The organism is Sphingobacterium sp. MAE (assembly GCF_056711605.1).
The window spans coordinates 1,101,449-1,115,447 of record NZ_CM160044.1 but is presented as its reverse complement, the minus strand read 5'-3'; the positions used below and the strand labels follow the sequence as shown (position 1 = coordinate 1,115,447).

9 protein-coding genes are annotated in these 13,999 nt (G+C 36.8%); 4 read left to right on the top strand and 5 right to left on the bottom strand.

Annotated features, from left to right (window positions below; genetic code table 11):
• Positions 1–26 precede the first annotated feature (26 nt).
• Positions 27–1,028, top strand: a complete 1,002-nt coding sequence (locus AC06G9_RS04710; RefSeq protein ID WP_045753291.1) for a YihY/virulence factor BrkB family protein — start codon at positions 27–29, stop codon at positions 1,026–1,028.
• 61 nt (positions 1,029–1,089) lie between these two features.
• Here the strand turns inward: AC06G9_RS04710 and AC06G9_RS04705 are convergent, their stop codons facing one another.
• Both AC06G9_RS04705 and cls read right to left on the bottom strand, forming a co-directional pair.
• Positions 1,090–3,816 carry a carboxypeptidase-like regulatory domain-containing protein gene (locus tag AC06G9_RS04705; protein ID WP_480957607.1) on the bottom strand — a complete coding sequence of 909 codons (2,727 nt, stop codon included), beginning with the start codon at positions 3,814–3,816 and terminating at the stop codon, positions 1,090–1,092.
• A 91-nt stretch (positions 3,817–3,907) separates the two neighbouring features.
• Positions 3,908–5,395, bottom strand: coding sequence for a cardiolipin synthase (gene cls / locus AC06G9_RS04700; RefSeq protein ID WP_094772865.1), 1,488 nt, complete (start codon positions 5,393–5,395; stop codon positions 3,908–3,910).
• 248 nt (positions 5,396–5,643) lie between these two features.
• Between cls and AC06G9_RS04695 the strand changes: the two genes are divergently transcribed.
• From AC06G9_RS04695 to AC06G9_RS04685, 3 genes are read left to right on the top strand one after another with little or no spacing between them, the layout of a single operon-like run.
• Positions 5,644–6,804, top strand: coding sequence for an efflux RND transporter periplasmic adaptor subunit (locus AC06G9_RS04695; RefSeq protein ID WP_293923946.1), 1,161 nt, complete (start codon positions 5,644–5,646; stop codon positions 6,802–6,804).
• A gap of 35 nt (positions 6,805–6,839) precedes the next feature.
• On the top strand, positions 6,840–9,995 hold the full coding sequence (locus AC06G9_RS04690) for an efflux RND transporter permease subunit (protein WP_346576243.1): 3,156 nt from the start codon (positions 6,840–6,842) through the stop codon (positions 9,993–9,995).
• 10 nt (positions 9,996–10,005) lie between these two features.
• Complete coding sequence (locus AC06G9_RS04685; protein WP_480957606.1) at positions 10,006–11,460, top strand: TolC family protein; 1,455 nt, start codon at positions 10,006–10,008, stop codon at positions 11,458–11,460.
• Here the strand turns inward: AC06G9_RS04685 and AC06G9_RS04680 are convergent.
• The 3 genes from AC06G9_RS04680 to ccoG are packed head-to-tail and all read right to left on the bottom strand — an operon-like array spanning position 11,453 to position 13,995.
• Complete coding sequence (locus AC06G9_RS04680) at positions 11,453–12,151, bottom strand: sulfite exporter TauE/SafE family protein (RefSeq protein ID WP_094772868.1); 699 nt, start codon at positions 12,149–12,151, stop codon at positions 11,453–11,455. The genes AC06G9_RS04685 and AC06G9_RS04680 overlap by 8 nt on opposite strands.
• Before the next feature lies 1 nt (position 12,152).
• On the bottom strand, positions 12,153–12,575 hold the full coding sequence (locus tag AC06G9_RS04675) for a FixH family protein (RefSeq protein WP_045753284.1): 423 nt from the start codon (positions 12,573–12,575) through the stop codon (positions 12,153–12,155).
• Between the two features lie 34 nt (positions 12,576–12,609).
• Positions 12,610–13,995 carry a cytochrome c oxidase accessory protein CcoG gene (ccoG, locus tag AC06G9_RS04670; protein WP_346570274.1) on the bottom strand — a complete coding sequence of 462 codons (1,386 nt, stop codon included), beginning with the start codon at positions 13,993–13,995 and terminating at the stop codon, positions 12,610–12,612.
• Positions 13,996–13,999 lie beyond the last annotated feature (4 nt).

The following is a 13,999-nucleotide window of genomic DNA, read 5'->3' as shown; positions in this document are numbered from 1 at the left end:
AATTTGTTTTATCTGCGACTCACCATATGAAAGAAGTATACTTTAAAGATCTATTCACACACACTTACTGGAAACAAGTTTTACGATTAGTCTATGACGCCTTTAATGGTTTTATGGATGACAATTGCATGAAAAAAAGTGCCTCATTAGCATACTACACCATTTTCTCCATCGGTCCGTTATTAATCATAGTCATCTGGTGTATCGGTTTCTTTTATGGCGAACATCTCAGCCAAGAAACATCTGCGCAAAAGGAAGTTTTTGATGAACTTATGGTCCTGTTTGGAAAAGATGTAACACTTCAAATTCAATCTTATATTCAAAAAATAAATTTTGAAAATAAATCCAACATAGGGATCACAGTAGGGGTTGTAACACTTATTATCAGTTCAACGACACTTTTTGTAGATATACAAGATTCCATCAATCAGATATGGAAAGTAAAACCTAAACCTAAAAAAGGATGGCTAAAATTGATCATTAATCGCCTGATCTCATTTTCCATCATCATTGCATTGGGATTCTTATTAATTGCTTCTCTAATGATCAATGGGGTGATCGCTGCTGTCACAAATTTAGTTATACAATACTTACCTTTTATACCCATCACGTTAATTGACTGGGTCAATACCGGGATCACCTTTGTCGTCATTGTCACGCTATTCGGTTTTATTTTTTCATTCCTCCCGGATGCCAAAGTAAAATTTAAGGATATCCTAGGTGGCGCAATATTCACGAGCTTGTTATTTATGTTGGGAAGATATTTGATATCATTATACCTTTCTCTATCCTCTACAGCAAGTTTATATGGAGCAGCTGGTTCAATCATTGTCATGTTATTATGGATCTATTATTCAGCAGCAATCTTATATTTCGGTGCTGAATTCACCAAATTTTATGCTCAAAAACTGGGCGGAGGTATCGAACCCTCCTCATTTGCAGTCATGATTGAACAGACAGAACGGACCAAAAAAGTCGGTGAAGATGCCGATGCCAAAGAAGGTGAAATTATTCAAGTTCTTAAATAAAAAAAGGGAGTGCTTCTAAAATGAAGCACTCCCTTTTCACGATATATGAAAGACCCTTTTACTATTGTCTGACTTGGTAATGGATCACTTTTCTACCCACATTACCCGTTTCATCCATACCTTCCACGACAACTTTATATTGACCATTTCCATCCGCATTATAAAATTCTAAAGCAGCCTCACCAGTTTCTGTAACCTGCACTTTTGGATTCCAATATATAGTTGTTCTCAAATCATTAACAGCTTTGCTTTCTGCTGTTTCATATTTAGGTACATAAAACTTTCTTTCCTTAATATATCCTAATGGGAATAAATCAATCACATTCGATTTCGGTAACAATTTTTCAATCTCCGATAAAGACATTCTTGGTTTCTTCTCTACTTTTTTGGTATAAATCGAAACGACACCATTATTTTGATACATTCTTGAAACTGTTCCCAGATCATCTTTCAAGAAAATTTCAATTCCTTCAATATCAATAACATTAATACCATTTAATCCCGGTTCGTCAATCGCCATTCCATTTAAGAAAAATTGAACAGGAACCCGACTACCGCTGTTATAATCTCGAGTGACATAATACTTTTGAGTCTGTGAATCGTATGTTATACCCGTCAATAATGTAGTCAGACACATGGTCAAAACATTACAACCGGTTAATCGGTCAGCCTCGATACGGTGCTCAGGCATAGATAATCCCGAAATAGAGGGAAAGTCCCTATTTGTAATTACTTTTTTCTGTACTCCCGTAATCGCAACTTCATCTAATAAGATTGATGTTCTAAATTCCTTCTTGCTATTTTCCAAATAAGGAGCAATTGCTTTGTCAATATTCATGACAAAGTTATTTTTATAAGCATTATTCTTATCGATTTCCGGAAAGTAAGTTTGATCCATATTGATCACCATACTCCGATAATTATCATTTCCACGCGCATTAACCGTCACTTTGGATGAATCAGTAAATACAAGATCCTTAAACAAGAAACGTCCCTTGTCGTCCGTATACGTATCTTTACGAATACTACGAGAAGGAATGGACAACAACAATCCACCGTTAGGAACAGTCCGCCCTGTATTCAAGCGTAAAGTTCCACCAATTTCAATTCCTTGTTCTGGCATAAAGGATAACGTAGGGAGTTTCTCTGCGATCAGATCTTGATATTCAAATCTACGGAAACCCTGCGTCATTAATAAAGCATCCAATGCTTTATCTCGATTCGCATTTTTCTCATCAAAATAAGAATTTGGATTCTCCACATAGCCTTTCAAATCCGAAGTCAGTAAAAAGTTACTCACAATCGACAGATCCTGATTATCATCATAAGGAACCTTAGACTCATCGATTACTGAAATCGAATAACTTCCTGGAAACTTTTTACCATTATTTAAGACCGAAAGCTTCAAATTAACCTTTTCTTTAGCCTTAAACAATTCCTTATTAACCGCTAAATTAATATCTAAAAACTTTTCGCTCTTCACAAAAGTTAACCGCTCACTGACTACTTTACCAGCAGTATTTAACAAAGTCACCTGAGCGATACCATTAGGGAGACGTTCTTTCGGAATCACAATAAGAGCTGACGCACTTTTTAGATTAGCCTGAGCTGCATATACGAGGTGACCATTTGACTGCACCAAAACATAGTACGATTGATTAGGCGATTTAGCAAAATCTTCATCACTTGTCACAATCGCCATATTCAGATTTGTTTCATCTTGCTTCAAATAAACCACATTGGCTTTATTCTGAACCACCGGAGGCAATTTATACTTACGCTCTTGACCATTCGCAAAAGTGATTACAGCCTCATATTTCTCATTGGCCATAGGCAACAAGCTAAAATAGCCCATTCCCAGCCCAAAATCTGAAAATTCAGCCACTTGCTTACCCTTACCATCCAAAATACGACCTTTAACAGGCACACCCTTTCCCGATGAAGAAACAGCTTTAAAAGCCACATTTTTAGCAATACCCGCTAACAAATCGCCACCCTCAGGAAAAAACTGGACATCAGCATCCCAAAGCGAGTTCTTCAATGAAAATGTACTCTTTAATGGCTTTTCATTTTTATTTTCTAGAAGGGAGACCTCCAAATATGCTTTCTGCAAAATATCCTTCTCCTTGGCACTCAAGTTCACCGTAATTCTACCCAGATTATCCGTTTCACCCTTTCCGTTAGCGATGGTTTCCCAACCCGATATTAAAGACCAATTGACTTTCGAATTAATCAAAAGCTTGCCAACTGGATCTCTGAACTGAATAACAGCCTGACTTTTGGCCGCATTTTGATCGTTATTAATAAAGGAGATATCTGTTATCAACTTTTTATTAATAGCATCACCAACAGGAACGACTTTATTAAAGAAGTAATCGGAAGAGAAGTTTCCCATCCATTTTGTATAAGCCCTGAAGCGATAATTGTCTTGAGCAAGATATTGGGGATCTAATACCAAGTAGCCATCCCCCACTCCTTTGTCCAATGGAATTCTCAAGGTCTGGATCAATGAATCTCGGCTATTCAGCACCTCCACATAGGTGATTTTGCTCGGTTCATATTCTGCAAGATTGCGTGATAAGTAACTGTTAAACCACAAGGTATCTCCTACAGCATAATAAGGTTTGTCAAGATGCAGATGTACTTTTTCTACAGGAAATACTTGGAATAACTTTTGTACTCTTTCGACTATGGTATTGATCGGCATTGTAGCGTCTGTCGTCTGGGCAACAACTTGTTGAGCACCACAAACACCCATCGTAAGCGTCAATAATTTTATATACTTCATCTAATACTATTGGTAATTAAAATAGAATAGATAAATATATTCAATTTTAATTAAATATGGTAAGTATCATTAGTTTTTAACATTTTTTAATCTAGAGCAAAGGAGCCAAAAGTCGGCATAAAGAATCGATACCTCTTTTCCATTTTTTTCGATGCGCCCATATATATAAGGTCACTAAGTCTGACTCCTCCTTATCAAGTTCAAATTGCTGTTCCAGACGTTTACAATAAGCATCATCAGAGACAATACTCGATATTTCATAATTGATATAAAAACTTCGCATATCCAGATTTACGGTTCCTACTAAAGCCAATTGACCATCAATACAGATTGATTTAGCATGTATAAAGCCTTTCTTATAGAGATAAACCTGGACACCACGCTGTAAGAGAGGTTTTAGAAAGGAGAAGGAAGCATGCTGCACAATATACGAATCGGATCGTTCGGGCAACATCAATTCCACTTTTACACCTGATGAAACTGCGATCTCCAAAGCCGTAGATAACTGTTCACTCGGAATAAAATAAGGAGTGCACAGTTGAATACTCTCTTTAGCATCATTAATGGCCAATATAATTGCCTCCATATTAAAAGGTCCCACAGACCCCGGGTCACTTGATGAAAAAGCAACGGCAGCCCGTTCAGGAATTTGGGCAATATTAAAATTCAAATACTCTTCGCTCAGCACAAATGGTTCAGCGTCCGTTTGATTCCAACTGTTCCAAAATTGGATTTGTAAATTATTCACCGCAATTCCTTCCACCGCCATAGCCGTATCCCTCCAATAATCCTTTTGATTTGGACGATTAATATAGCGATCTGATATATTGATCCCTCCCACAAAACCGTAGTGGCAGTCAATCACCACGATCTTTCTGTGATTACGATAATTGCTATTTGCTAATGATGTAAAATTAACAGGCAGAAATGCAACAAATGGATAGCTAGGAGGATTTTTTCGTAAATATTTAATGACATCTGGAGAACCAAAACTATCTAAGATCAAACGGACTTTAACCCCTGACTTCGCTTTTTGTTCCAAAATTTCTAATACCTGTGTACCAATATGATCCAACTCAAAAATATAGTATTCCATATGGATAGAATGCTTGGCCTCACGAAGTCTCTTCAATAAAACTGGAAACTTCTCTTCCCCATTGATAAACAGTTCAACGCGATTGTTTAAGGAAAAAAATGATAATTTTTGATTTTTCAGATAATCAAATACCCGTGACAAAGTACCGATTTTTTCATGGATTGTCTCCAACTGCTCATCCATTCTATTTAGGTTTTCCTGCCAGGCTGCAAGTAATTTGGTATTCTGCTCCCGATTGATATGCTGTAACCGTTTTAATTTTCTAAACTTTTGACCAAATAAATAATAAAGAATCACACCCAGTCCAGGCAGAAAAACAATCACCATAACCCACGATATTGTTTTTGTCGGATTTCTATTTTCGATAAGTATCGTACTTATTATACCAAAATACAAAATAAATAAAGGTAGCCAATACCAATTTAACAGCCATTGCCACACCTGGTTCCAATCAATTTCAAGTTGATTAATAAAATTTTCCATAAAAAAATTAGCATATTTTTAACCTTGTAAGTAACAAAATTCCATCTTAAACGTTTTAACTATTGTAACACGCTAGTTACACAACTAGTAGATTACTGGACTTACAAATGACGATTCAAATCATTGTATCCTATTTGTTAACAAATGTTAAATCAAAAAAGGGTGGCCACATTGGCAATATTTATGTTACACACCCTAATAATTTAAAAGTCAAAAGTTAATTAACAATTAACCACTATACAATATTTATGAATAAATTCACACTATTTATCCTAGCCCTATCCTCCTCCGGAATACTCTTTTTTAGCTGTAACTCTGGTAGTACTAAAGAATTAGATAAAAAAAACAATGCTATTGCCCTACCAATATACTCAATTGATACAAGTTCTGCGAATACAATAAAAGATTATATTGGTACTATCGAAGGAAAGGTAAATGTGGAAATCCGACCTCAAGTAGAAGGAATTTTAGAAGAAATATATGTCGATGAGGGCGATTTTGTTGAAGCTGGTCAAAAATTATTTAAAATAAATGCATCTGCTTACGATGAAATATTAAATAATATGGTTGCTACAGAAAATGTAGCTAAAGCAAAATTACAAAATGCAAGATTAGAAATGGAGCGCCTTCGCCCTTTAGTCGAAAACGAGGTAATTTCAGAAGTACGATTAAAATCTGCCCAATCTGAGTTTGATGTCGCCAAAGCATCCTTACAGCAAGCCTCAGCTGCTGTACGTTCCGCCGACATCGATAAACAATTTACGACTATCAAAGCACCTGTATCGGGTTATATCGGACGTATACCAAAACGTGTCGGAAATTTAGTGACCAAAAATGATTCCCAATCTTTAACAGTCCTTTCTGATGTTCAGGAAGTCTATGTCTATTTTTCTATGAGTGAATCCGATTTCTTATATTTCAGTAAAAAACAAGCAAAACAAGATGTAAAAGATTCTATTTATTCCCAAAGCGGAAAAATTAGAAAACTTGCTTTCCCTGAAGTCTCCCTATTACTAGCCGATGGCGAATCTTATGGCCGAAAAGGTAAAGTAGATGCAGTCAACGGGCAAGTAAATAGAACAACAGGTGCAATCTCGTTGCGTGCAACATTTCCGAATACCGACAACATCCTACGTAATGGAAGTACTGGTACTCTCAAATTTGTAGAAACACAAAAAGGTGTTATTCAAATACCACAAGTATCCACATCAGAATTACAAGATAAAACCTTTGTATATGTTGTTGATAACAACAATATTGTTCACCGCAGATCTGTTAAAATTGAAGGAAAATCCAATTCCAACTACATTATCTCAGAAGGCTTAACTGTCGGAGATCGGATTTTACTATCGGGCTTTGACAAAATATCGGAAGGTGCCACCATCATTCCAATCAACAAAACCAAATAATCAACTTTTCTTAATTTTTAATAAACGATCTATAAATGCTAAAAACATTTGTTAATAAACCCGTATTGGCTACCGTGGTCTCCATGCTCTTAGTAGTCTTAGGAGCCGTGGGATTAAAAATGCTACCCGTATCTCGGTTCCCAGAAATAGCCCCACCCTCCGTAGTCGTTTCATTAAGTTATCCTGGTGCAAATGCAGAGACAGTAGCGAAGTCTGTTCTCTTACCCATAGAAGAAGCTATTAATGGTGTAGAAGATATGACCTACATCCGATCTACAGCCAGTAATTCTGGATCAGGTTCGGTACAAGTATTTTTCAAAACCGGTATTAATCCAGATATTGCCTCTGTTAATGTTCAGACCAGAATATCAAAAGCAATAGGCTCTATTCCCTCAGAAGTCAATGAAGCTGGTATCACCGTTATGCCTCGACAATCCGGGGTCATCATGACCATTAATCTCTTCGCAGATTCCAAGGAAAGCATGTTTGATGAAACGTTCTTACAAGCATATTCACAAATCAATATTATCCGACCTTTACTTCGTGTAGACGGTATCGCCCAAGTTTCACGCGTCGGAGCTCGTGATTATTCCATGCGCATGTGGTTGAATCCTGAAAAACTAGCTTTATTCAATCTTGTACCAGACGATGTCATTACAGCAATTAAGGATCAGAACTTTGAAATAGCACCAGGTAAATTTGGAGAAACATCCGATGAAGTATTTGAAACCGTGATCAAACATAAAGGACGCTTCAGTCAACCGGAAGAATTTGAAAATATCGTCATCAAAACAAATGAAGATGGTTCTGTATTATACTTACGCGATTTGGCGCGTATTGAATTTGGTTCCTCCAATCTAGGTTCAGACAATAAAGTAAATGGGAAACCAGGATTGACTTTAAATATTACACAAACATCTGGATCAAATGCCCATGATATTGATATTGAAGTGCGTAAAGTATTGGAAGATTTATCCAAGACATTTCCAGAGGGCATTAAATATGAAGTTTCCTACTCGGTTAGAGATCAGATTGATGCATCCATATCTCAAGTAAAACACACCCTATTTGAAGCCTTTATATTAGTCTTTATTATCGTCTTTATCTTTCTACAAGATTTTAGATCGACGATCATTCCTGCAATCGCCATTCCTGTTTCACTCATAGGTACCTTTTTCTTTCTCAATCTATTTGGCTTCTCGCTCAACGTACTGACCATGTTTGCCTTGGTACTCTCGATCGGTATCGTCGTTGATGATGCTATTGTTGTAGTCGAAGCGATTCACCTAAAAATGCATGAGACTGGTATGAAAGCCCGAGAAGCAACTCTTTCCACCATGTCAGAGATTTCTGGAGCTATCGTATCGATTACCTTAGTGATGGCAGCTGTATTTATTCCTGTCGGTTTTATGGAAGGGCCTGCCGGTATATTCTATAGACAATTTGCCTATACATTGGCAACAGCCATTTTAATTTCAGCACTAACCGCTCTAACATTAAGTCCAGCATTATGTGCCTTGATTTTAAAAGCACCCGAACACGAGGATTCGTCAGCACAATCCGAAAAAAATAAATTTACCGCCTATAAAAAGCGTTTCTTTACAGCCTTTAACACCTCATTTGACAACTTAACATCACGGTATATAGTTGGTGTTAAATATTTAATCCGAAATAAGAAGATTGCCATTACAGGTTTGATCGGTATTTCGGCGATCGGATTTACCCTATTATTATTAGCCCCTAAAAGTTTTATTCCTACTGAAGATGATAGTTTCGTTACTTATTCTTTGGCGATGCAACCAGGTGCGTCATTGGCAAGAACAACAGAAGTTTTAAAACAAGCCGATAGCATTCTACAAAAGCGTAATCCAGATATTGCAGGGATGACGACCATATCAGGTTACAATGCTTTAGATGGAAGTACAAGTCCTGCATATGCCGTAGGTTATATTAATCTAAAAAGCTATGATAAACGAGAAAAAATCAAAGATATTGAAGCCTTTATGGACACGATACGTCAGGATCTTTCGGTAATCAATGAAGCGACATTTAACGTATTTCCACGACCTACTGTTCAAGGTTTCGGAGATTTCGCAGGTATTCAATTGGTTTTAGAAGATAAATTAGGTGGAGAAATTTTAGATTTTAGTAGTATCGCCGATACCTTCATCAATGAAATCAATCAGCTACCCGAAGTTAAAAGTGCCTATACTTCCTTTAAAGCAAATTTCCCACAATATGAAGTAGATATTGATGCTGTTAAAGCCAAGTCATTAGGAGTGGACATTAAATCGCTCATGTCTACCATACGTGCATATTACGGACGCGTACAAGCAGGAGATTTTAGTCGCTTTGGCCGACAATATCGTGTTTACATACAAGCAGATTACGATTACCGAACAGATCCCGAATCCTTTAAATCAATTTTTGTCAGAAATAAAAACAATGAAATGGTTCCTATCAGCACCTTACTCACCTTAAAAAAGGTGGTAGGTCCAGAAACCATCACCCGTTACAATTTATATAATGCCATTACCATCAATGCTAACCCAAATGAAGGTTATAGTACCGGCGACGCTATGAAAGCAATTGAAAAATTAGCCGTAGAAAAGCTTCCTGGAAATTATAGTTATGAGTGGACCGGTATGAGCTTAGAGGAGTCCGAATCGGGTTCTCAGACTATACTGATCTTCATCATGAGTATTGTTTTTGTGTACTTCCTGTTATCAGCACAATATGAGAGCTATATCTTACCTTGGGCAGTATTATTATCCATACCAGTAGGTCTTGTCGGCGTCTATGCCACCATTTTACTCGTGGGTTTAGAAAACAATATATATGTACAGGTGGGAGTTATTATGTTAATTGGTCTACTTGCCAAAAATGCCATATTAATAATCGAGTTTGCCGTTCAGGAAAGAAACAAAGGACTAAGTATTTATGATTCCGCTGTAGCAGGAGCAAAGTTACGTTTGCGTCCTATCTTGATGACCTCTTTTGCATTTGTCGCTGGTTTAATACCACTCATGTGGTCTTCCGGACCATCCGCAAAAGGTAATCACTCGATCAGTTTCGGTGCTGCAGGAGGAATGCTGTTTGGTGTTTTACTCGGGATTTTCATTATCCCTGTACTCTATATCATCTTCAAAACCTTAGATGAACGCTTAAAAAATAATTTTAAATCCAACTAGTCTGTTATACATGCAACATATCAATCGTCATATTTTCTTATTTACAGCTATTTTAGTCCTATTTTCATCATGTAAAATGGGACAACGCTACACTGCTCCAAATTATCAACTTCCTGATCAATTTCGTGCTGACTCCACTTATCAGGATAGTATGGAAACACTTGCTCAAGTCGATTGGCGCAATTTTTTCACGGATTCGAGCCTAGTTCAGCTTATTGATGCTGGATTAGCCAATAATTACGATATGCGTAGCGCAATTTTAAATATTCAAATCGCCAATCGTCAATTGTCACAATCAAAAGCCGGCTATCTTCCACAATTAGATGCCACACTTGCAGGTGTTGGACAAGAATGGAGATCCAAGAATTATTATGCAGGACCTGCCTCTAAAATTTATGACGGAAAAGACGCAAAAAATAATCTTTTCAAAACACAATCACAATACTTAACCACTTTGAACTTAAGTTGGGAAATCGACATCTGGGGTAAAATATCCGCTCAAAAAGAAGAGGCATTAGCCAATTTTCTGGGCTCTACTGAAGCAAAAAAAGCGATACAAACAAGCTTGATTGCCAATATCGCAAAAGGTTATTTTAACCTGTTGACTTTGGATGCCCAAATTGAAGTAGCTCTTCGAAATGTACAACTTAATGACAGTACATTAAGAATGATTCAGTTGCAGTTTGATGCAGGTGAGATCACATCATTAGCCATTCAGCAAACTCAGTCTCAACGACTGCTTGCCGCTTCATTAGTACCACAGCTGGAACAGGAGATCCAAATTCAAGAAAATTCGTTATTGGAGCTGACAGGAAAAATGCCCGATAAAATCGCTCGTGGAAAAAGCTTACAACATTTAATTGATGAATCTAAAATTTCTTTAGGATCACCGTTAGACTTAATCCGTAATAGACCCGATATTAGAGAAGCAGAGCTAGACTTGATAGCGGCGAATGCGCAAATGAATATAAATCAAGCTTTGAGATATCCATCATTGACGCTTGGTGGTACACTGGGACTAAATTCGATGTTACCTGAAAATTGGTTTAATATCCCAGGTTCTTTACTGGGGTCGGCACTAGGAAATGTGACAATGCCGATTTTCAAAAACAGAAAATTAAAAACAGCTTACGAAGTCTCAAAATTAGAGCGCGAGAAAGCCGAAATAAATTTACAAAAAACTGTCTTGAGATCCGTAAATGAAGTATCCAATAGTTTCACCTCACTCACCAAATTAAAAGAACAATTGGTATTAGCCGAAGCCCGAGTTGCCAATTCACACTTGGCCGTGAAAAATGCCAACTTATTATTTAAATCTGGATATGCAACCTATCTGGAGGTCATAACAGCCCAATCCAATGCACTGACATCTGAATTGAATTTAGTTTCGATCAAGCAGTCTCAATTGGATTCTTTTGTCGAATTATACAAATCTTTAGGTGGCGGTTGGGCAACATCTATGTAATATGACAGTTTATTGCTCCATCAACATGGAGCAATGGACTTAAATATGGAATATCTAAATTTGCACCCCGTAATAAGAACCAGATTCCCATCAAAATATAAAGGAAGGGTAACCATTTCGAAAAATTCATTTTAAAATATGTTCGAATAAAATTACCTAAGAAAGAAAAGACTAATAACAAGGGAAGTGTTCCTAAACCGAACATGATCATGAAGTAAAAACTTGTCAGACTAGACGATGTATTCATCGCTGCTGCAGCTGCCATGTAAAGCATACCACAGGGCAAGATTCCATTTAAAACTCCAGCAAAAAAACTCCCACCTGGTCTATAGAGCCACCTTCCCATTATTTTGGCTATTGGTTGAACAAAACGCATTTGTAATTTTATAAAACCTTCATTTTTAATCTTAAATAATTGAACCAACCCTATAATGAGCAATATGATTCCTGTAAAAAGACTCAATCCCATCTGCCATCCTTGGATAGAAGCGATTTTACCAACCAGACCAAGTACGATACCAAAAATACCATAAGTCAGTATTCTTCCAACTTGATAGAATAGTTTATTTAGAGCTATTTTCCAAGTCAATTCTTGACTACCTTGTATCGCAAGAAGTAAAGGTCCGCACATGACAGCGCAATGAATGCTTCCAAATAGACCCATAAAAAACGCAAAATACAGATAGCTCATCTTACAAATGCAATTGTTGATCTGTTAAAAAATCCAATCCACCACTCTTCCAGACGATTTCCAAATTCCAAGTCCCTTTTTTCAAACTCGAAATCGGTAATTGGTATAAGGTAGAATTGGTCTCAAAGGGTAATTGTAAATCAATACTACTATCAGAAGGTCGCTTAAAGATTAAGTTTCCTTTATTTGCTGCATGGACAAATTCAATATACAAGGTATCCTGACTGATTTTTACAATAGGTTTAGCCCGATGCGTAACCACATTTTCTTTTTTATTATAAACTTGATCATAGTTTAAACCCTGCTCATAATAATCCGTATCTTCTAATGTATCCGTATCATGGCTTACCATATAAATCCCAGCACTTATGATACACAACATAAATACACCTAAACTTAAAAATATTTTACCACCCCAATTCATCTGCTATTTTTCTTATTTTACAATTTCTATAAATTTACATACCAGGAGGAGCAATAAATGTCGTTTTAAGTGTCTCAACTTTTCGATCTCCAGAATAGACAGCTATTTTCACGTTCTCCTTATATTTCTCCACATCATCCTTATTAATGATTAGGAAAAAGCTTAATGAGGCAGTTCCACCTTTAGCCAATGTCTTTATCGGATTTACAACCTGAATTTTTAATTTTTTATCCTCAGGAACTAATCTGAACGGCATTTCTGATGCACTCTTATTTACTAATTCGAGTGAATATAGATTACTGATAGTCTGATCATCCCGTAATTGATAGGAACTTCCCTTAGCTCTTAATAAAGTAGCACCGACATCTGAACGCATTATGATCAGCGAAACAAAAACAGAGATCAATGCCACTAATACAACCGAATACGCGATCGCTCTTGTATTACTTCTTTTAGTGACAGTTCCTTGAATTTCACCCATCGTATAAAAACCGATCAGCTTTTTAGGCTTACCAATTTTTTCCATGACAGCATCACAAGCATCCACACAAGCCGTACAGCTCACACACTCCATTTGCAAACCATTTCGAATATCAATGCCAGTAGGACACACATGAACACAAATTTGGCAATCAATGCAATCTCCCTTTACTTCCTGTATATCCTTTTTTTGTTTACCACGAGGTTCACCACGACGATGATCGTAAGCGACGGTTATACTTTGATCATCGAGCAATACACCCTGTAACCTTCCATATGGACAGATCGTGGTACAGACAATTTCCCTAATATGGGCAAATACAGCATAAAAAACAAAGGTGAAAATGGTAATAGCAAATAATCCTCCCAAATGCTGATCCAGCGGGTCGGTAACAATTTTATAAAGCGCATCTACTCCAATGATGTAGGATAAAAAGATATTGGATATTAAAAATGAAATCAATAGAAATATGCTATGTTTTAATATCTTTTTAAATTTCTTCTCATCAGTATTAGGACCTTCATTCAATTTTTTTTGTTGCTGCCAATCCCCTTCAATCCAATACTCAATTTTCCGAAAAATCAGCTCCATAAAAATCGTTTGAGGACAAGTCCAGCCACACCAGATACGACCAAAAACAACAGTAAATAAAACAACACAAACCATCACGATCAACATCCCAAAAACAAAAATGTGTAAATCCTGAGGATAAAAAATGCTTCCTAGAATACTGAACTTCCGTTCCAAGATGTTGAACATCAAAAATGGCTCACCTCCTATTTTTATAAAAGGAGCTGCAAATAAAAACAGTAGCAACCCATACCCGACCCATTGCCTTATCACATATAATTGTCCCGAAGGCTTCTTTGCATATATCCAGGCACGTTTTGTCTTATTATTATTCGGAGTCTCAGGAAAATTTGTCGCTACTGCTTTCATAAAT